The sequence below is a fragment of the Rhodanobacter sp. BL-MT-08 genome, from assembly GCF_054161255.1.
In genome coordinates, this window is the sequence record NZ_CP167872.1 from 622795 (window position 1) to 644092 (window position 21298).

General features: G+C 65.5%; 13 protein-coding genes. 11 read left to right on the plus strand and 2 right to left on the minus strand.

Annotation, left to right across the window (positions count from 1 at the left end; translation table 11 throughout):
- Positions 1 to 261 precede the first annotated feature (261 nt).
- The 7 genes from rpoH (at position 262) to ACDK93_RS02540 (ending at position 9920) form a co-directional block, all read left to right on the plus strand.
- Positions 262 to 1119, plus strand: coding sequence for an RNA polymerase sigma factor RpoH (gene rpoH / locus ACDK93_RS02510; RefSeq protein WP_184508739.1), 858 nt, complete (start codon positions 262 to 264; stop codon positions 1117 to 1119).
- 89 nt (positions 1120 to 1208) lie between these two features.
- The gene (locus ACDK93_RS02515; protein WP_458071011.1) at positions 1209 to 1889 is read left to right on the plus strand and encodes a response regulator transcription factor; all 681 of its coding nucleotides are present in this window, start codon (positions 1209 to 1211) and stop codon (positions 1887 to 1889) included.
- Positions 1882 to 3252 carry an ATP-binding protein gene (locus ACDK93_RS02520; RefSeq protein WP_458071012.1) on the plus strand — a complete coding sequence of 457 codons (1371 nt, stop codon included), beginning with the start codon at positions 1882 to 1884 and terminating at the stop codon, positions 3250 to 3252. The genes ACDK93_RS02515 and ACDK93_RS02520 overlap by 8 nt, the downstream gene beginning before the upstream one ends.
- A 150-nt stretch (positions 3253 to 3402) precedes the next feature.
- Positions 3403 to 6609 carry an efflux RND transporter permease subunit gene (locus tag ACDK93_RS02525; RefSeq protein ID WP_458071013.1) on the plus strand — a complete coding sequence of 1069 codons (3207 nt, stop codon included), beginning with the start codon at positions 3403 to 3405 and terminating at the stop codon, positions 6607 to 6609.
- Between the two features lie 76 nt (positions 6610 to 6685).
- A complete protein-coding gene (locus tag ACDK93_RS02530) occupies positions 6686 to 7813 on the plus strand; it encodes an efflux RND transporter periplasmic adaptor subunit (protein ID WP_458071014.1) in 1128 nt (375 codons plus the stop codon).
- Positions 7800 to 9299, plus strand: a complete 1500-nt coding sequence (locus tag ACDK93_RS02535) for an efflux transporter outer membrane subunit (protein ID WP_458071016.1) — start codon at positions 7800 to 7802, stop codon at positions 9297 to 9299. The genes ACDK93_RS02530 and ACDK93_RS02535 overlap by 14 nt, the downstream gene beginning before the upstream one ends.
- Positions 9300 to 9524: 225 nt before the next feature.
- Entirely contained in the window at positions 9525 to 9920 is a 396-nt protein-coding gene (locus ACDK93_RS02540) for a hypothetical protein (RefSeq protein ID WP_458071017.1), read from the plus strand.
- Positions 9921 to 9991: 71 nt separating this feature from the next.
- Here ACDK93_RS02540 and ACDK93_RS02545 read toward each other — a convergent pair whose 3' ends face one another.
- Together ACDK93_RS02545 and ACDK93_RS02550 are read right to left on the minus strand one after the other, a co-directional pair.
- Positions 9992 to 11383 carry a S41 family peptidase gene (locus ACDK93_RS02545; RefSeq protein ID WP_458071018.1) on the minus strand — a complete coding sequence of 464 codons (1392 nt, stop codon included), beginning with the start codon at positions 11381 to 11383 and terminating at the stop codon, positions 9992 to 9994.
- Positions 11384 to 11542: 159 nt separating this feature from the next.
- Positions 11543 to 12799, minus strand: coding sequence for a murein hydrolase activator EnvC family protein (locus ACDK93_RS02550; RefSeq protein ID WP_458071019.1), 1257 nt, complete (start codon positions 12797 to 12799; stop codon positions 11543 to 11545).
- A gap of 324 nt (positions 12800 to 13123) precedes the next feature.
- Here ACDK93_RS02550 and gltB point away from each other — a divergent pair, with 324 nt between their 5' ends.
- The 4 genes from gltB (at position 13124) to ACDK93_RS02570 (ending at position 21205) form a co-directional block, all read left to right on the plus strand.
- Positions 13124 to 17578, plus strand: coding sequence for a glutamate synthase large subunit (gene gltB / locus ACDK93_RS02555; protein WP_458071020.1), 4455 nt, complete (start codon positions 13124 to 13126; stop codon positions 17576 to 17578).
- Complete coding sequence (locus ACDK93_RS02560; protein WP_458071021.1) at positions 17575 to 19014, plus strand: glutamate synthase subunit beta; 1440 nt, start codon at positions 17575 to 17577, stop codon at positions 19012 to 19014. Before gltB ends, ACDK93_RS02560 begins: the two co-directional genes overlap by 4 nt.
- A gap of 138 nt (positions 19015 to 19152) precedes the next feature.
- Positions 19153 to 20391: a nucleoside recognition domain-containing protein gene (locus ACDK93_RS02565; RefSeq protein WP_458071022.1), complete on the plus strand. Its 1239-nt coding sequence runs from the start codon at positions 19153 to 19155 to the stop codon at positions 20389 to 20391.
- 34 nt (positions 20392 to 20425) lie between these two features.
- A complete protein-coding gene (locus tag ACDK93_RS02570; protein WP_458071023.1) occupies positions 20426 to 21205 on the plus strand; it encodes an NRDE family protein in 780 nt (259 codons plus the stop codon).
- Positions 21206 to 21298: the final 93 nt, after the last annotated feature.

A 21298-nucleotide genomic window follows, 5' to 3' on the forward strand; every position in this document is an offset into this window, starting at 1 on the left:
CCGCTACCCAGCGGCGTGCCGCAGGATGAATTGCCGCACTAGCGCCACGTACACGTTCACAGGTTCATGCTGCAGTTGCAGCATTTGCATGTCACCGGTATGGCCGGGCTTATCTTGTCATCTTCGTTTATCCCGTTGACATGGACTTGCCGGAGCATTTGTTGTACCATCTAGTTCATTAAAGGCCGAGAACTTGTGCGGCCTTTGGCACTCATAGATGGCGAGTGCTAAATTGACACCCTAGTTTTGGAGGTTCGACCCATGTCTCAATCTTTGGTGACCGCCAGCCTGCCACTGCCTAGCGTCGTAGGCAGCCTGGATGCGTATATTTCGGCCGTTCACCGCATTCCGGTGCTGACGGTGGAAGAAGAGCAGTCGCTGTCGCGCGATTATCTGGAAGAGGCGAATCTCGCCTCGGCCAAGAAGCTGGTGATGTCGCACCTGCGCTTTGTGGTGCACGTGGCGCGTGGGTACAGCGGCTACGGCCTGCAGCTGGCCGACCTGATCCAGGAAGGCAATATCGGCCTGATGAAGGCGGTCAAGCGCTTCGACCCGGATCAGGGCGTGCGTCTGGTGAGCTTCGCAGTGCACTGGATCCGCGCCGAAATGCACGAGTTCATCCTGAAGAACTGGCGCATTGTGAAAGTGGCCACGACCAAGGCCCAGCGCAAGCTGTTCTTCAACCTGCGCAAGAGCAAGAAGCGCCTGGGCTGGATGAACGCCGCCGAGGTCAGCACCGTGGCAAAGGATCTGGGCGTGCCCGAGGCGACGGTGCGCGAGATGGAGTCGCGCCTGTCCGGTCGCGACATCGGCTTCGAGGCGCCGACCGACGCCGACGACGATGCCAAGCCGGCACCGGCCGCGTTCCTGATCGACGAGGGCGCGGACCCTTACGAGAACGTGTCCGACGCCGACCATGCCGACAACCAGATGCAGAACCTGACCGACGCGCTGGCACATCTCGACGAGCGTTCGCGCCACATCGTCCAGCGCCGCTGGCTCGACGATGACAAGGCCACGCTGCAGGATCTGGCCGACGAATACGGCGTGTCCGCCGAGCGGATTCGTCAGGTCGAGGCCAACGCGATGAAGAAGATGCGCACGCTGTTCGCCGCCTGAGCACTGGCGCATCGCTGACGACGAACGGCCTCCCTCGGGAGGCCGTTTCGTTATGCTAGCCGCTGTCTCCCCCGCATAGATCCACATCGATGCCGCGCATTCTGGTGATCGAAGACGACGACGTCACCGCCCGCGAGATTGCCGCGGAGCTGACCGGTCACGGCATCGACGTCGATCGCATCGCCGACGGCAGCGAGGGGCTGCTGCGCGCGGCCGACCCCTGCTACGACGCCATCACGCTGGACATGATGCTGCCCGGCATGGATGGCTTGAGCGTGGTGACCCGACTGCGCGCGCAGGGCGTAGCCACGCCGGTGCTGATGATCAGCGCGCTGTGCGATGTGGACGAGCGCGTGCGCGGCCTGCGCGCCGGCGGCGACGATTATCTGACCAAGCCGTTCGCCCCCGATGAAATGCTGGCGCGCGTCGAGGTACTGCTGCGCCGGCACCGGCCGCAGCCGCCGCAGACCGTGCTGACGGTCGCCGATCTCGAGCTGGATCTTGTGCGCCACGTGGCGCGTCGCGCTGGCAAGGAACTGTCGCTGCTGCCGACCGAATTCAAGCTGCTCGAATTCCTGATGCGCAACGCCGGGCAGGTGCTGACCCGCACGATGATCTTCGAGACCGTCTGGGGATTTCATTTCGACCCCGGTACCAATCTGATCGACGTGCACATCGGCCGCCTGCGCCGGAAAATCGATGCCGCAGGGCTGGCGCCGCTGATCCACACCGTGCGCGGCTCGGGGTACTGCCTTGCGCAGAATGACTGAACGATGGCGCTCCACTACCGGGCGCCTGATCATGATCTACGGCGTCTTTTTCGCGCTGTGGGGCGGCGTGGTCATCGGTCTGATCTACTGGCAGGCGGCCAGCTATCTGGGCCGCGTATCGGATGACCTGATCGGCCGCCAGGCCGCGTATTTCTCGATGCTCGACGAGCCCACGCGCCTGCGCGCCCTGAAAGACTACGACATGCTGGAGACGCGACGGCTCAATGCGTGGGGCGAGTTCGATGCGCGCGGCAATCATCTCGCTGGCACGATCACGGCACTGCCTGCCCGTCTGCCGATCAATGGCAAAGTGGAAATCCTTTCCGAAGGCGTTTCACGCAACGACGTCAGCGGCAACGATCACGGCCGTGTGCGTGCGGCGGCCGTCAGTCTGCGCGACGGGCGCGTGCTGATGATCACGCGCGATACCAGCATCGTCGATCGCATCGGCAGCATCGTGCTGCAGGCGCTGCTGTGGGGCCTGTCGCTCACCGTGATTCCCGGGTTTTTCGGCGGGTGGCTGCTCAGCCGGGGGCCGTGGCGTCGCGTGCATGCGATCCGCGAGGCGACGCTGCCGATCATGCAGGGCAACCTCTCGCAGCGCCTGCCGGTCGGTCGCCGTGGCGACGAACTGGACATGCTGGCCGGCATCGTCAATGCGATGCTCGACGAAATCGAGCGTCTGCTCGGCGAGGTCAAGGGGGTGTGCGACAACATCGCGCACGACCTGCGCACGCCGCTGACCCGGCTGCGCTCGCGGCTTTACCGCCTGCAGCAGCGGTTTGGCGAGGGCAGTGACGAGGCTGCCGCGATCGACGCGTGCATGATCGATACCGACGCGCTGCTCGATCGGTTCCGTGCGTTGCTGCGCATCTCTGAACTCGAAAACCAGCGCCGTCGCGTCGGCTTCGACGAAGTCGATCTGGCCGAAATCCTGCGCGAAGTGCATGCACTTTACCTGCCGCTTGCGGAGGATCGGGGCCAGCAGCTGGCGCTGGAGCTTCCCGCGCTTCCCCGCATTCATGCCGATCGGCATCTGCTTCTGGAGGCGCTGAGCAATCTGGTCGGCAACGCGATCAAGTTCACGCCGGCGGGTGGTCTGGTGGAAATCCGCGCGCGCCCGGCGCACGACGGCCCTTGGGTCGACGTCAGCGACAGCGGTCCGGGTATTCCGCCGGATCAGCGCGATGCGGTGATTCGCCGCTTCTACCGCGCCGAGAGCAGCCGCAGCACGCCCGGCTCCGGGCTGGGTTTGAGCATCGTCAACGCGATCGCGCGACTGCACGGCTATACGCTGGAGATCGCGAACAGCGAGCGGGGTGCCAGGCTGAGCCTGCACTGCATCGAAACGCGGGCCGCGTGAGCGATTTCCCCACGTGCCGCTTGCCGGATGCGCCGCCGTTGACTGTTGCAGGCGGTCACCGTATGAAAATATCTTCATGCCCGGAATCGGCGTGGAAGCGCCGCCGCATGGCAAACTTCGCTGCTACGCAACATCCCCGCGGGATACTCCATGCAGGCCCTTGTCCGGATCGCGCTGTCGCGACCCTACACCTTCGTCGTACTGGCGCTGTTGATCCTGATCATCGGGCCGCTGTCGGCGATGCGCACCCCAACCGATATTTTTCCGGACATCAACATCCCGGTGATCGCCGTGGTGTGGCAGTACACCGGCCTGCCGCCCGACCAGATGGAAGGCCGAATCACCTCGCCGTACGAGCGCGTGCTGACCACCACGGTCAACGATGTCGAGCACATCGAATCGAAATCCATCGCCGGCTTCGGCATCGTCAAGATATTCTTTCAACCGACCGTCAACATCGCCACCGCGAACGCGCAGGTCACTGCCGTATCGCAGACCCTGCTCAAGCAGCTGCCGCCCGGTACCACCCCGCCGCTCATCCTGAACTACAGCGCCTCGACCGTACCCATCATCCAGCTCGCGCTGTCGGGCAAGGGGCTCAGCGAACAGAACCTGGGCGACCTCGCGCTCAATATTCTGCGTCCGCAGCTGGTTTCCGTAGCCGGCGCAGCGGTGCCGTATCCGTACGGTGGCAGGACGCGTCAGGTACAGATCGACGTCGACCCATCCGCGCTTCAGGCGCGTGGCTTGTCGGCCAACGACGTCGCCAACGCGCTGGCCGCGCAGAACCTGATCACGCCGGTGGGCACGCAGAAGATCGGTGATTTTGAGTACACGCTGCAGCTCAACAACTCACCCGGCGAGCTGGAGGGCCTGGCCAATCTGCCGGTGAAGACGGTCAACGGTACGACCATCTACATCCGCGATGTGGCACACGTGCTCGACGGCGCGCCGCCGCAGACCAATATCGTTCACGTCGACGGCGGCCGCTCGGTGCTGATGAGCGTGCTGAAGAACGGCTCGGCCTCGACCCTGGCCATCGTCGCCGGCATCCGCCAGCGGCTGGAAGATGCGAAGGCCACGTTGCCGGACAATCTGAAGATCGCGCCCATCGGCGATCAGTCGATCTTCGTGCGCGCAGCGATCTCCGGCGTGGCGCGCGAAGGCATCATCGCGGCGGCGCTGACCAGCCTGATGATCCTGCTGTTCCTCGGCAGCTGGCGCTCGACGGTGATCATCGCGGTGTCGATTCCGCTGGCAATTCTTTCCTCCATCGCGGCGCTGTCGGCGATCGGCGAAACGCTGAACATCATGACCCTCGGTGGGCTGGCGCTGGCGGTCGGTATCCTCGTCGACGACGCCACGGTGACCATCGAGAACATCAACTGGCATCTGGAGCAGGGCAAGCAGGTCGAGCAGTCGATCCTCGACGGCGCGCAGCAGATCGTCACGCCAGCGTTCGTGTCGCTGCTGTGCATCTGCATCGTGTTCGTGCCGATGTTCTTCCTCGAAGGCGTGGCGCGGTTCCTGTTCGTGCCGATGGCGGAGTCGGTGATCTTCGCGATGATCGCCTCGTTCATCCTGTCGCGCACGCTGGTGCCGACGATGGCGAAATATCTTTTGCATCCGCACGTCGACGCGCACGGCAACCACGTCGAGGCGCCGCCGACGCGAAACCCGTTGGTGCGCTTCCAGCGCGCGTTCGAGGCCCGCTTTGAAAAAGTGCGGGCCAGCTATCACGGACTGCTGGCGCTGGCGATGGAGCACCGGCGCATCTTCGTGATCGGCTTCATGGCCTTCGTGGTGCTGTCGTTTGCGCTGGTGCCCACGCTGGGCCGCAACTTTTTCCCCGACGTCGACGCCGGCCAGATCCTGATGCACGTGCGCGCACCGGTCGGTACGCGCCTGGAGCAGAGCGCGGAGCTGTTCGCGCGGATCCAGCAGAGCGTCAAGCGCATCATTCCAGCCGCAGAGCTCGGCACCGTGGTAGATAACATCGGCCTGTCCAACTCCGGCATCAACAACACCTACAACAACACCGGCACCATCGGCGAGCAGGATGGCGATATCCAGATCGCACTGAACGAGGGACACCACCCGACCGCCGACTATGTGCGCCAGATGCGCGAAAAACTGCCGCACGAGTTTCCGGGCGTGACGTTCTCGTTTCCGCCGGCCGACATCGTCAGCCAGATTCTGAACTTCGGTTCGCCCGCGCCGATCGCGCTGCAGATCCGCGGCCCGAAACTGCCGGCCAACTTCAAGTATGCCGACACGCTGCTGCGCGAGATCAAGCGCATTCCCGGTATCGCCGACGCGCGCATCCAGGAGTCGCAGGCGAATCCCGGCTTCAAGATCGACATGGATCGCACGCAGGCGCAGCTGCTTGGCATCACCGCGCGCGACGTCACCAACAGCCTGGTGGTGAACCTGGCCGGCTCCAGCCAGGTGGCGCCGACCTTTTGGCTCAACCCGCAGAACGACATCTCCTATCCGATCGTGCTGCAGACGCCGCAATACTCGCTCGATTCGCTCGCTGCGCTGCGCAACCTGTCGATCACCGGCAGCAATGGCAACTCGCAGGTGCTCGGGGGCATCGCCACGGTCAGCCGGCAGGCGACCGATGCGGTGGTCGATCAGTACAACATCCAGCCGGTGGTGCAGATTTTCGCCACCACGCAGGATCGCGACCTCGGCGGTGTCTCGGCGGACATCCAGAGGGTGATCGCCGCGCACGCCAAGGAGCTGCCGAAGGGTTCGCACGTCGAGCTGCTCGGTCAGGTCAAGACGATGAACAGCGCGTTTTCCGGCCTGTTGTTCGGCCTGCTCGGTGCGCTGGTGCTGATCTACCTGCTGATCGTGGTGAACTTCCAGTCGTGGGCCGATCCGTTCGTGATCATTACCGCCCTGCCTGCGGCGCTGGCCGGCATCATCTGGATGCTGTTCGTCACGCATACCGCGCTGTCGGTGCCCGCGCTGACCGGTGCCATCATGTGCATGGGCGTGGCCACGGCCAACTCGATCCTGGTGGTGAGCTTCTGCCGCGAGCGCCTGCACGATCACGGCAACGCGCTGGATGCGGCGCTGGAAGGCGGCTTTGTCCGTTTCCGCCCGGTGCTGATGACCGCGCTGGCGATGATCATCGGCATGGCGCCGATGGCGCTTGGCCTCGGCGAGGGCGGCGAACAGAACGCGCCGCTCGGTCGCGCGGTGATCGGCGGCCTGATTTTCGCGACAACCGCGACCCTGCTTTTCGTGCCCGTGGTGTTCAGCATGATCCACGCGCGCTATGTGCATAAACCCGATCCCCACAAACCCGATCCGGCGCCCGCTTCCGGAGAGCCTGCCCATGTCTGATACAAGCCGGTCCGAGTCAAACTCAACCTTTCCCGCGCCCCGGCCGCCTTCGCGTCGAGGAGTTCGGCTGGCCGGCGTGATCGCGCTTGTCGTGATCGTCGTCGTGGTGATTCTCGGCCTCGCCACGCGCGTGTTCGATGCCAGGCGTCTGAAGACCTGGACCGACGAGCAGAACGTGCCGACGGTCAACGTCGCCATGCCCGAGCAGAAGGGCGCCGGCGCATCGCTGCAGCTGCCCGGACGCATCGAGGCGTATACGCAGGCGCCGATGTACGCGCGCACCGGCGGCTATCTCAAATCCTGGAAGGTCGACATCGGCGGCAAGGTCAAGGCCGGCCAGCTGCTGGCCGAGATCGAAACGCCCGATCTGGACCAGCAGCTGCTGCAGGCCAAGGCCGACCTGGCCAGCGCGCAGGCGAACGAGGCGCTGGCAGCGACGACCGCCAAGCGCTGGCAGGCGATGCTGGCTTCCGATTCGGTGGCCAAGCAGGAGGTCGACGAAAAAACCGGCGACTACACCGCCAAGCGCGCGCTGGCCAACGCGGCCAAGGCCAACGTCGACCGCATCGAGGCGACCAAGGGCTACTCGCGTATCGTGGCGCCGTTCGACGGTGTGGTCACCGCGCGCAACACCGACGTCGGTGCGCTGATCAACGAGGGCAGCAGCGGCGGCGGTCAGCCGCTGTTCGTGGTCTCCGATGTCAGCAAGCTGCGCGTCTACGTGCAGGTACCGCAGGCATTCGTGCCGTCCATCCCGGCCGGTGCCACCGCGCAGCTGACCGTACCGGAATACCCCGGCCGCACGTTTACCGCCAAGGTCGAGGCGTCGGCGCAGGCGGTCAACGCCAGCTCGGGCAGCACGCTGATCCAGCTGTCGGTCGACAACGCCGACGGCAAGCTGATGCCGGGCAGCTTCACCAACGTGCAGTTCAAGCTCGACGCCCATGCGGCCGGCTTGCGCGTGCCGGCCAGCGCGCTGATCTTCAACGCCAGCGGCCTGCATCTGGCGACGGTCGGCAGCGACAACAAAGTCACCTTCAAGACGGTGACGATCCAGCACGATTACGGCAAGACGGTGGAAATCGGTTCGGGTATCAGCGCCAACGATCGCGTGATCGACAGTCCGCCCGATGGGCTGGTCGACGGCGACCAGGTGAAGATTGCCCAGCCGCAGGCCAAGGACAAGCCCGATGCCAAAGCCTGAGATGCCGGGCCGATTCCGCGCGGCGCGCCCGGCCCTGTTTTCGCGCAGCCTGCCGTTGGCGTTCATGGTTGCGCTGGCCGGCTGCTCGCTGGCACCGCCGTACAAGGTCCCGGCTGTGCCCGTGGCGCCGTCGTACCAGAACGCGCCGGCCGACGGCAGCCTGTGGCAGGCCGCGCAGCCGTCCGACCAGCTGCCGCGCGATCGCTGGTGGCAGCTCTATCACGACCCGCAGCTTGATCAGCTGCAGCAGCGCCTGCTGGCCAGCAACGCCGACATCGCCGCCGCGCTGGCGCACTACCGTCAGGCCCAGGCGTTCGATCTGCAATCCCGCTCGGCACTGTTTCCCACGGTGAGTACCAACGCCAATGGACAGCGCGATCGGCAGTCGGACACCAAGCCACTGCGCGGGCCACTAAGCGGACCGAACGCCTCGCCTGCCGACTACAACGCCTTTACCGTCGGTGCCGAGGTCGATTACGAGATTGACCTCTGGGGCCGCATCCGCAACACGGTCGAGGCCAGCAGGGCCGAGACGCAGGCGTCGGCCGCCGATCTGGCTTCGGCGCAGCTGAGCCTGCAGGCGCAGCTCGCCGACAACTACATCCAGCTGCGTGGGCTCGATCAGCAGATTGCGCTGTTCCAGCAAAGCATCGATGCCTTTCAGAAAGCGCTCACCCTGACCCAGACCCTGCACACCGGCGGCATTGTGTCCGGGCTGGACGTGGCGCGCGCGCAGTCGCAGCTGTCCTCGGCCAAGTCGCTGTGGTCGCAGGCGCAGGCGCAGCGCGCGCTGATCCAGGACGCCATTGCGGTGCTGGTCGGCGAATCGGCCAGCACCTTCAAGCTCGCCGCCCGGACCGACATCATCAAGCTGCCGCCGGTGCCGACCGGTCTGCCAAGCACCCTGCTGCAGCGCCGGCCGGATATCGCCGCCGCCGAACGCCGTGTGGCCGAAGCGAACGCGCGCATCGGCATCGCGCGTGTGGCCTATTTTCCGTCGCTGACGCTGAGCGCACAGGGCGGCTTCCAGAGCGCGCAATATCCCAGCCTGCTGACCGCGCCCAATCACTTCTGGGCGATCGGGCCGTCGCTGTTCGAGACAATTTTCGACGGCGGCAAGCGCAAGGCCGGCGTGCGCGCCGCCAAGGCGGCCACCGACGAGGCCGGCGCGCGCTATCGCGGTGTGGCGCTCAATGCGTTCGCGCAGGTCGAGGACAACCTCGCCCAGATCGATCACATCGGCGTCGCCCGTACCGACCAGAAAGACGCTGCCGACGCGGCCCAGCATTCGGTCGACCTGTCGCTGGAGCGCTACAAGCAGGGCGCGGTCGGCTATCTCGACGTGGTGCAGGCCCAGACCACCGCGCTGGACGCCCAGCGCAGCCTGCTCAGCCTCAACACAAACCAGCTGCGCGCCAGCGTGCAGCTGATCAAGGCGCTGGGCGGCGGCTGGTCAACCGCCGAGATCACGCCAGCCACGCGTTGAGTGGCCTATAGTCAATGCGCAGGGCGCGGTTTGAACTGCCCGTCGTGAAGCGGACGACGGCCGTGCCGGGTTGCGTCCCACGTCGCAGCCACTCGTGTATGGCGCGCGATACCATGATCGCGGCTTGTCACGCGCTGTCTGCCGATCCACGGGTTATGGGTGGATCGGCACCCGAGCCGAAAGGCGGACGAGTTCACGGTCCTCGCATCAGGAACATTTCTACCCATGACCGATCCCAAACCGCCGACAAAAAAATCGACCAGCCGCGTCGATTGGAGCGATCCCCGGCTTGAGGCTCTGCTGAAAAAGACGGAGAGCTGGCAGCTGGACAACCGTGGCAGCTTTCAGCCACAGGACATCGGTGTTCAGATTGGCTGGAGCGGCGACGCCGGCGTCGGCGCCGTGGATTCCAGTCGGCCAGGCGTGCTGGTGTGGGAGCACCAGCAGGTGATGGTGATAGAGACGAATTTTCCGATCGAGCAGGGTGAGCTGGTACGGATCGATCGTCTGGTGGGCGACGGCGTACAGATCGTCTGGGGAAGCCTGATCGAAAGTCGGCCCGGCCTGCGTACCGAGGACGGCGAAAGCGGCATCCATGTGCACTGGGTCAACATGCGCTGATACGTTGATGCGTCATCGCATGCCTTCGCTGCTGGCCAGTCCCGCGTTTTGTCGCAGGGCTCTTTGCCCCATCAGCGATGCACGCCAGCCGCACGCCCCAGGGCCATGCCTTTCAACACGTTCAGCGCCTGCGACAGCGCGTAGTCGCCGGTGGCGAGTTTGGCGTCGTCGGCGCTGCCGTCGTTGTTGATGTCACCGCTGGCGTTCTTGTTCTCGTTGGCCAGGTGGTTGGGTAGATCGGACTCGGAGTTGATCAACGAAGCGGGGCTGTCGGCTTTCTTCACCGTGAGATCGGCCAGCGCGATATCCGGCTTGATGCCTTCGGCCTGGATCGAGGTGCCGTTGGGCGTGTAATAGCGCGCTGTGGTGATCTTTACCGCGTGGTCGGCGTCCAGCGGCAGTACGGTCTGCACCACGCCCTTACCGAAAGTGCGCTGGCCCATCAGCAGCGCGCGATGGTTGTCCTTCAGCGCGCCAGAGACGATTTCGGCGGCCGATGCGGTGCCGTTGTTGGTGAGCACGATCATCGGCGCACCGTTGAGCAGGTCGCCCGGATGCGCGCTGAAGCTCATGTTGGAATCCTGCAGCCGGCCGCGCGTGCTGACGATCACACCACTGTCGAGGAAATCGTCGCTGACCGCGACGGCGGCGGTGAGCAGGCCGCCAGGGTTGTTGCGCAGGTCGAGTACCGCGCCTTTCTGCGGGCCGCTCTTCCTGATCAGTTCGCCCAGCTTCTTGTCGAGATCTTCGCCGGTATCGTCCTGGAACTGGCTGATGCGGATGTACGCATAGCCGGGCTCCAGCTCGCGCACCTTGACGCTGCTGACCGCGATGGTTTCGCGCACCAGGTGCAAGTCGATCAGCTTGTCGCTTTTGGCGTGCACGATGGTCAGGTCGATCTTGCTGCCGGGTTTGCCGCGCAGCTTGGCGTACATGTCGTCGATGTTTTCCGAGTTGATCACGGTACCGTCGATCTTGACGATGGTGTCGCCGGCCTGGATGCCGGCGCGCGAGGCGGGCGTGTCGTCGATCGGCGACACGATGCGCAGCACGTCGCCGTCCTGCAGCACCTCGATACCTAGGCCGCTGTACTGGCCGGTGGTGTCCTCGTTGAGCTGCGCCAGGCCGTCCTTGTCGAGGTATTCGCTGTGCGGATCCAGCCCGCTGAGCATGCCGGTGATCGCCGCTTTCATCAGCGTCTTGTTGTCGACCTTTTCCACGTACGCCTGCTTCACCACTTCGTAGACGCGGCTGAAGTTGCGGATGTCTTCAAGATCCACCTGATCGGCGCCGGCGGAGCTGGCGCTGGCCGGTGCTGCCGCGGTGCCGGCGGATGCCGGAATATCGGCAGGCGCCGCGCTGCTCGCGGCGGCGGGTGCCGTCTGCGACTGCGCGAACGGCAGCGCTAGCAGCAGGGGTAGTGAGGTCAGCAGAGCGATCTGGCGGCGAAGCGAACGACGCATGAAATGACTTCCTGTAACCATTGACGATGGAGCGATGGGACGCCGCGCCGTAGCGGGGCGAACGAGGTTGGCGGACGGTACCGCCAGGCGTGTGACAACCAAATGCCGGCGTAATTCATCCTCCGCGCGACGCTAGCCTGCGTCGGCATGCCGGCGGCGTCAACGGCGCTGGCTCAGCCAGCTGCGCGGGTCGACCGGCTGGTTGTCGCGGCGCAGTTCGAAATACACGCCGGTGTTGACGCCGGTGGTCGGGCTGGCGGTGCCGATGGCGGCGCCTGCCTCGACCTGATCGCCGACGCCGTGCAGCAGGGTTTCGTTATTGCCGTACATGCTGAGCCAGCCGTTGCCGTGGTTGACGATCAGCAGCATGCCGTAGCCGCGCAGAAAGCCGGCGTAAATGACTTTGCCCCGCGCGACCGCGTGGATCTCGCTGCCGCCGGCCGCCTTGATCAGCACGCCGTTGCCGAAGGTATTGACGACGCCGGCGGCGGGCCATGGCAAATTGCCGCGGATGTTGGCGCTGGCCTTGCCCACATCCATCGGCGGCGGCGGCGCGTTCTTGCCAGGGTGGCTGCGGCGCGCCGCCTCCCGCGCAGCGGCGGCCTGCGCCTGCGCTTCGCGCGCGGCATCGTCGATGGCTTTCTGCAGTTTGGCGACCAGGTCGTTCAAGGCCTGCGCGTTCTGCTTCAGCACGGCCAGCTTCTGCGCCTGATCCTTGTATTGCGCGTCAGTCTCGGCGGCCAGCTTCTGCTGGGCGAGGCGCTGTTGCGCCAGGGTTTTGGCCTGCTGCTGGCGCTGATCGCGCGTGGCTTCCAGCGACTGCTGCTCGGCGGTGATGGCGGTCTGCAGCTCCTGCAGCTTGGCCAGGTCGGCCATCAGCTGCTGCACTCGCTGCACGCGATCCTGCTGGAAATACTTCGAATACATCAGCGCGCGGGAAATCTGCGCCACGTCTTCATCGCCCAGCAGCAGGCGCAGGTCCGAACCCTGGCCCAGGGCATAGGTGGCGCGCAGCAGCTCGCCGATGGCCGCGTGCTGGCTGTCCAGACTCTGCTTCAGCGTGGCCTGCTGCTGTTGCAGCTCATCCAGCTGCTTTTGTTTGGCGGCCAGCTCGGTATCCGTCTGGTGCACCGCGCGCGCGGCGGTCGCCAGCGCGGCGGCCTGCTTGGCCAGTTCGGCGTTGGCGCTGTCGCGCCTCGCTGCGGTGTCGGCCTGCTGTTTGGCCAGCGCATTCATCCTGGCCTGGATAGCGGCCAGCTTCTGCTTCGCATCCGCCTGCTCGCTGCCGCTTTTGCCATCCTGCCGCGCCTGTGCCGACGAGGCGGCCAGCGCACAGCCCAGCGCGACAGCGACCAGCAGTCCACGGATGATGGGTCGGGATGCGGGCGGTCGGGTAACGCGGGCGGTTGGCGGCATCCGGCAATTATCACCGAGCCGGGGATGCGTAGCGAGCCGTCTGACGAACCGGCGTCGCCGAACTGGTATGCCCGCGCAGACCGCGCCAGCCAAGGGCTGGCGTTGTTGTTAAAACAAACGTAGCCAGATACAGGCTGCGACAGGTGCTGCGGCGCGCCGGTCCATTGCTTCGGCAGCGTGCCGCATGGTCGCCGTATGGCCGTCCAAATGCTTTGACGCTTCGCAGCAAGTGTGTTTTAGTCGGGATCACCCTGCTCGTCGTCAAGGCGCTAATCACTTCGCCGGCTTCGTGCGCTCAGTCATTCCATCTGCCGCGGAGGCCCGATGGCGCAGCAAGTGTCCACCACGTTGTACGACCCGGCTTTCGAACACGATAGCTGCGGCTTTGGTCTGGTCGCGCAAGTCGACGGCCGCGCCAGCGCGTGGGTGGTCGATACCGCATTCGAGGCGCTGGCCAAGCTGTCGCATCGCGGCGGCGTCAACGCCGACGGCATCAGCGGCGACGGCTGCGGGGTGCTGATTCATACGCCCGCGCCGTGGCTGCGCGTGCTGGCCGAAGAGGCTGGTATCACTTTGGCCGAACGTTTCGCCGCCGGCCTGGTGTTTCTCGATCCCGCACGCAGCGATGGCGCCGCGGTGCTGGAAACATTTCTGGTCGAAGAGGGACTCAGCGTTGCCGGATGGCGCGAGATCAAGGTGAATGCGGACGCCTGCGGTCCGATGGCTTTTTCCAGCTGCCCGCAGATGCGCCAGGTATTTGTCGACGTTGCCGAGGGCATGGACGATGAGAAGTTCGAGCGCGCGCTGTTTCGCGCCCGCCGCCGTGCCGAAGCCGCGCTGAAGGACGATCCGTCGTTCTATGTGGTGACGCTCTCCTCGCACGTCATTGGCTACAAGGCGATGGCCGCGCCGGGCCAGCTGCGCGAGGTGTTTGCCGATCTTCGCCATCCGGCGCTGGTCAGCGATGCGGTGGTCTTTCATCAGCGCTTTTCCACCAACACCTCGCCGCAGTGGCGGCTGGCGCAGCCGTTCCGTTTACTGGCGCACAACGGCGAGATCAATACCATTCGCGGCAACCGCCGCTGGATGCAGGCGCGCGAAGCGATCCTGCATTCGCCGCTGGTGGATCTCAGCGACATCGGCCCGCTGGTGCGACAGGTCGGCTCCGATTCGGAGAGCCTGGACAACGCGCTCGAAGTGCTGCTGGCCGGTGGCCTCGACATGCTTACCGCGATGCGCGTACTGGTGCCGCCGGCCTATGCCGCACGCGAGGACATGGACGAGGATCTAGCCGCGTTCTACGAGTATTACGCGCTGCATATGGAGCCGTGGGATGGTCCCGCGGGGCTCGTGATGTGCGGCAGCCATTACGCCGCCTGCGCGCTGGACCGCAACGGCCTGCGCCCGGCGCGCTGGGCGCTGTCGGATGACAACCATCTGATCGTCGCGTCCGAAGCGGGCCTGTGGGACATGCCTGCATCGAAAGTCATCGGCAAGGGCCGGCTCGGGCCAGGCCAGATGCTGGCGGTGGATTTTCGCGCCGGCAAGCTGTTGTTCGATGCCGACATCGACGCGATCAACCGCAAGCGCGCGCCGTTCCAGCAGTGGCTGCGCGAAGGCATCACCTACCTCGAATCCGACCTGATCGATCCCAGCCTGGCAGCCGAGCCGCTGCCGACCCAAGAGCTGCATCGCTGGCAGAAGCTTTACGGGCTCACCCGCGAAGAGCGCGAAACGGTGCTCAAGGTGCTCGCCGAAACCGAAGCCGAACCGACCGGGTCGATGGGTGACGACACGCCGATGGCAGCGATGTCGCGCCAGGTGCGGCCGCTGTTCGATCGTTTTCGCGAAGGCTTTGCGCAGGTCACTAATCCGCCGATCGATCCGCTGCGCGAGCTGCTGGTGATGTCGCTGATGACGCAGATCGGCGCCGAGGGAAATATCTTTGAGCTGTCGGCGCAAAACGCCAAGCAGATCCTGCTCAATTCGCCGATCTGCTCGCAGCGCAAGCTGCGTCAGATTCTGGCGCTGCCGCAGTACGTCAACGGCACGGTGCAGATCGATCTTTGCTACTCACCCAGCGAAGGACTCGAAGCGGCGCTGCGGCGCTTTTGCCGCGAGGCCGAAGCCGGCGTGCGCGGCGGCGCGGGCATTGTCTTCATCACCGATCGCTACCCGAATAAAAAAACCCTGCCGGCGCACGCGCTGCTCGCCGTCGGCGCCATCCACGCGCATCTGACCGAAAGCGGCCTGCGCTGCCAGTGCAACCTGCTGGTCGAGACCGCTACCGCGCGCGACGCGCATCAGTTCGCCTGCCTGATCGGCTTCGGTGCCACGGCGATTTATCCATGGCTGGCGTATCAGAGTCTGTTCGAACTCGGCCGCGATGGGCATATCCATCATGGCGACAACAACCAGCGCGAAATCGGCCGCAGCTATCGGCGCGGCATCCGCAAAGGCCTGCTGAAAATCCTCTCGAAGATGGGCATCTCCACCGTCGCCGGCTATCGCGGCTCACAGCTGTTCGAGATCATCGGACTGGCGCCGGAAGTCGTATCGCTATGCTTCCCCGGCACGCCGTCGCGCGTGGGCGGCGCGGGTTTTGCGGAGCTGCAGAACGATCAGCGCCTGCTCGCGGCCGAGGCGTTCAACGAGGCCAAGCCGCTTCACGCCGGCGGACTGTACAAATTCGTCTACGGCGGCGAGTACCACATGTACAACCCCGACGTGATCGACACCTTGCAGCACGCGGTGCGTACAGGCGAGATGGCCGACTATCGCCGCTACGCGCAGCAGGTCGATTCGCGGCCGCCGTCGGCGCTGCGCGACTTGCTGTTGCCGCACGGCATGGGCGAGCCGATTCCGCTGGACGAGGTCGAGCCGGTCGAGGCGATCCTCAAGCGCTTCGATTCCGCCGGCATGTCGCTCGGCGCGCTGTCGCCGGAAGCGCACGAGGCGCTGGCCACCGCGATGAATCGTCTCGGCGGCCGCAGCAATTCCGGTGAGGGCGGCGAAGATCCCGCGCGCTACGGCACCGAGCGCATGTCGAAGATCAAGCAGGTGGCTTCGGGCCGCTTCGGCGTCACGCCGACGTATCTGATCAACGCCGAAGTGCTGCAGATCAAGATCGCGCAGGGCGCCAAGCCCGGCGAGGGTGGCCAGCTGCCCGGCCACAAGGTGGATGCCACCATCGCGCGGCTGCGCTTCGCCAAGCCCGGCATCGGTTTGATTTCGCCGCCGCCGCATCACGACATCTATTCGATCGAGGATCTGGCCGAACTGATCCATGATCTCAAGGAAGTGAATCCGACTGCGCTGATTTCGGTGAAGCTGGTCTCGCACGCTGGCGTCGGTACGGTTGCTGCGGGCGTGGTGAAAGCCGGCGCGGATCTCATCACCATTTCCGGCCACGACGGCGGCACCGGCGCCAGCCCGCTCACCTCGATCAAGTACGCCGGCACGCCGTGGGAACTGGGCATGGCCGAGGTGCAGCAGACGCTGCGCCGCAACGGCCTGCGCGGCCGCGTGCGCCTGCAGACCGACGGCGGCCTCAAGACCGGCCTGGACGTGATCAAGGCCGCGATGCTGGGCGCGGACAGCTACGGCTTCGGCACCGGCCCGATGGTCGCGCTGGGCTGCAAATACCTGCGCATCTGCCATCTGAACAACTGCGCCACCGGCGTGGCCACGCAGAACGAGCGGCTGCGCAAGGATCACTTCATCGGCCTGCCGCAGATGGTGATGAACTACTTCCGCTTCGTCGCCGAAGACGTGCGCCTGCACATGGCCGCGCTGGGCGTGCGCACGCTCGGCGAACTGGTCGGCCGCAGCGATCTGCTGACGCAGGCCGAGGGCAGCACGCCGGTGCAGCGCAAGCTCGATCTGTCGCGGCTGATTTCCAGTGATGGACTCGGCGTAGACGTCGACAGCGCCTGCGTAATGCCGCGCAACCCGATGCGCGATCCTGCCGCGCTCGCCTCGCGCATCAGCGCTGACGCCGACGAGGCGATCACCAGCGGGCACAGCGCAAACTTCAGTTACGCCATCGCCAATACCGATCGCGCGATCGGCGCGCGGCTGTCGGGCGATATCGCGCGTCTGTACGGCGACCACGGCATGGACGCCACGCCGATTACGCTGAAGCTGGAGGGCGCGGCGGGCCAGAGCCTGGGCGCGTGGAACGCGGGCGGCGTGCATATCGATCTCACCGGCGAAGCCAACGACGGCGTGGGCAAGGGGATGACCGGCGGACGCATCATCGTGCGGCCGCCGCCGGAATCGCCGTTTGCCAGCCAGGACGCGTCGATTCTCGGCAATACCTGCCTGTACGGTGCGACCGGCGGCGAACTGTTTGCTGCTGGTCGCGCCGGCGAGCGCTTCGGCGTGCGCAACTCCGGCGCGCTGGCGGTGATCGAAGGCGCCGGCGACCACTGCTGCGAATACATGACCGGCGGCGTGGTCGCCGTGCTCGGCGCGTGCGGCCTGAATTTCGGCGCGGGCATGACCGGCGGCTTCGCCTACGTGCTCGATCTGCAGCGCACCTTTGTCGACTGCTACAACCACGAGCTGGTCGACATCGTGCGCATTTCGCCCGAAGGTATGGAGAACTATATGCAGCATCTGCGCGGACTGATCGCGCAGCATGCCGAACATACCGGCAGCGCCTGGGCTCGACATTTGCTGGGCGATTTCCGCGGCCTGCTGCAGCGCTTCTGGCTGGTCAAGCCGAAAGCCGCGAGCCTGGCTGCACTGGCCGATGAACTGCGGAGAGCCGCGTGAGCCACAAGTTATTTCGCTTCATGGATTTACCGCGACAGCCGCCGCGCTACGTGCCGGTGGCCATTCGCGTGCTCGGCTACGGCGAGATCAGCGGCGACTTCGCCTCGACCGAAGCCAGCGCGCAGGCGGGGCGCTGCATCGACTGCGGCAACCCGTATTGTGAAAACGCCTGCCCGGTGCACAACTACATTCCGAACTGGCTGAAGCTTGTCGAAGAGGGCCGCCTGTTCGAAGCCGCCACGCTGATGCACGAGACCAATCCGCTGCCGGAGATCTGCGGCCGCGTCTGCCCGCAGGATCGCCTGTGCGAAGGCGCCTGCACGCTGGAGCAGGGCGACTTCGGCGCGGTGACCATCGGCAGCATCGAGCGCTCGATCACCGACGAGGCATTTCGCCAGGGCTGGCGGCCGGATCTGTCGCACGTGGTCGAAAGCGGTCGTCGCGTGGCCGTGGTCGGCGCGGGGCCCGCGGGTCTGGCCTGCGCCGATCGGCTGCGTCGCGCGGGTATCGCCGCCGACGTGTTCGATCGCCAGCGCGAAATCGGCGGCCTGCTGACCTTCGGCATTCCGCCGTTCAAGCTCGACAAGAGCGTGGTGCGCACGCGCCGCGACGTGCTCGAAGGCATGGGCGTGCAGTTTCATCTTGGTGTGGAGATCGGTCGCGATATCGCGTTCGAGCAACTGCTTGCCGACTACGATGCCGTGTTCATCGGCACCGGCGCCTATACCTTTGTCGATGGCCAGCTGCCCGGCGCCGAGCTCGACGGCGTGCATTACGCGCTGTCGTTTCTAATCGCCAACGTCGATCGGCTGATCGACGAGTTGCCGGTGCCGGCTGCGCTCGACCTCAACGGCAAGCATGTGGTGGTGCTCGGCGGCGGCGACACCGGCATGGACTGCAATCGGACGTCCATACGTCTGGGCGCCGCCTCGGTGACCTGCGTCTACCGCCGCGACGAAATGAGCATGCCCGGCTCGCGTCGCGAAGTCGGCTCCAGCCGCGACGAGGGCGTGCAGTTTCTGTTCAATCGCCAACCGACCGCATTGATCGGTGAAGGCAACAAGGTGCGTGCGGTGCAGGTCGTCACCACCGAACTCGTCGACGACGGCAAGGGCGGCGTGCAACTGCGCAACGTGGAAGGCAGCGAGAAGGAGCTGCCCGCCGACGTGGTGATCCAGGCCTTCGGCTTTCGCGCCAGCCCGCCGGCGTGGTGCGACGCCTACGGCATCGAGCGCGATCGCAGCGGCCGCATCCTCGCCGGCCACGAGGGCAGGCTGCCGTTCCAGACCAGCCACCCGAAGGTGTTTGCCGGCGGCGACACCATGCGCGGCGCTGATCTGGTCGTGCGCGCCGTGTATGACGGGCGCGAGGCCGCCGGGTCCATGGCGCAGATGTTCAGCGAGATGGGGCTGGCGGAAGTCGAATACGCGGGCTGATCGAAGGCGAGGCTTTTGGATGCAGTGACCTTTAGCGGCATGCGCGATCACTCGCCCAGGGGCTTCGCTCGGCGTCCGCTGTCCAAGTGCCCGCGCGGCCGCTAAGCTCCTGCGTGATGACAGCCGACGGCGCGTTGCGTGCTCAATAGACTCTGGTTTGGATTTTTTCTGGTGGCCGCCGTGGCGGCGCTGTCGCGCTGGCTGATCGGTGGCGATGAGACCGTCTTCGCCGCGGTGGTCGGCTCGCTGTTCGACATGGCCGATCTGTCGGTCAAGGTGATGCTGCTGCTGTTCGGCACGCTGGCGCTGTGGCTGGGCTTTCTCAATATCGCCGAGGACGCCGGGCTGGTCGAACGCACGGCGCGCATGCTGGGTCCGCTGTTTTCGCGCCTGATGCCGGGCGTGCCGCGTGGTCATCCGGCGATCGGACTGATCACCATGAACTTCGCTGCCAACGCGCTGGGCCTGGACAACGCAGCCACGCCGATCGGCCTGCGCGCGATGCGCGAGCTGCAGACGATCAATCCGTCGGCGGATACGGCCAGCAACGCGCAGATTCTTTTCCTGGTGCTGAATGCGTCGTCGCTGACGCTGCTGCCGGTCACGGTGTTCGTCTATCGCGCGCAGGCCGGTGCGCACGACCCGACCCTGGTGTTTCTGCCGATCCTGCTGGCGCACTTTGCGGCCAACCTCACCGGCCTGCTGTCGGTGGCCTATATGCAGCGCCTGAGGCTGTGGGATCCGGTGGTGATCGCCTGGCTGGGCGGCGGCGCCCTGCTGCTCGCTGGTTTCATCGCGCTGCTGACCTCGCTCACGGCGGTGGCGCTGGCATCGTTCTCGTCGCTGCTGGGCAACCTGATGCTGTTCGGCGTGATCATCGCCTTTTTGTGCGCGGGTGCGTGGAAGCGCGTGCCGCTGTTCGAAAGCTTCATCAACGGTGCCAAGCAGGGCTTCGACGTGGCGAAGGACATCCTGCCTTACATGATTGCAATGCTGTGCGCCGTCGGCGTGCTTCGTGCGTCGGGCGCGCTGGACTTTGTGCTGAACGGCATTCGCTGGCTGGTGCTGCATGCGGGCCTGGACGATCGTTTCGTCGACGCGCTGCCGACGGCCCTGGTAAAACCTTTCTCCGGCAGCGCGGCGCGCGCGATGCTGATCGAGACGATGCATCACTCCGGTGTGGATAGCTTTCAGGCGCTGCTCGCGGCGGTGATCCAGGGCAGCACGGAGACGACGTTCTACGTGGTCGCCGTGTACTTCGGCGCGGTCGGTATCAAGCGCGTGCGGCATACCATCGGCTGTGCGCTGCTGGCCGATCTGGCCGGCGTGCTGGCGTCGATCGGCGTGTGCTACTGGTTTTTTGGAGCGATCAAATAATGCGGCAGCGTGTATTTGCTGGAGCGCCGCGGCCGTGTGCGTAATTGCGCTGGCCTGGAACGCGCATCCGCGCTGGCGGCTTGTGCTGGCCGGCAATCGCGACGAGTTTTATGCACGGCCCAGCGCGGCGCTGGCGCAATGGCCCGACGCCGATATCATCGCTGGCCGCGATCTGGAAGCGGGTGGCACCTGGCTCGGGGTAACAGCCCAAGGTCGATGCAGCGTGGTTACGAATGTGCGCAATCCCCGCGATGCGCAAACCGGCTTGTCGCGTGGTTTGCTGGTAACCGATTACCTTGCGCATTCTGATGACGCCGCCAAGCATGCCGTGCGCCTGCAGTCGGCTGCAGCGGGGTATCGGCCTTTCAATCTGCTGATATTCGATGCAGATCGGGCGTTTCATATCGGAAATCGTCCGCTGCCAGTCATTCATGCGTTGAGCGATGGCATACATGGCCTGTCCAACGCCGAGCTGGATACGCCGTGGCCGAAAACCCGCCGGCTGTGTGCACGCATGCGGGAGTGGATCGACGGGAATCGCGGCGCGACTGATGCCGAGGATTTCACGGCGCTGTTCACCGCGCTGGCCGATGAGGAAATCGCCGCGGACGCGGACCTGCCGGATACCGGCATTGGGCTGGAACGCGAGCGGTGGCTGTCGGCGGCGTTTATCCGCGGCGAGTCGTACGGCACACGCGCCAGTACGGTCGTGGCGATCGGCAACGATGGTCGTGGTGTGATCATCGAACGCCGCTTCGGACCGAATGGGCGCTTCGATGGTGAAACACGGTTGTCTATCGAAGGGCCGCCGTGACGCTGGCGTTTTGAGCCGGGGCGCACCCGCCATCGCGCCGCCTGCCTACGCAAGCCGTCGGCGCGTTCGCCTTGGTGCCGGACCTCCTTCGGC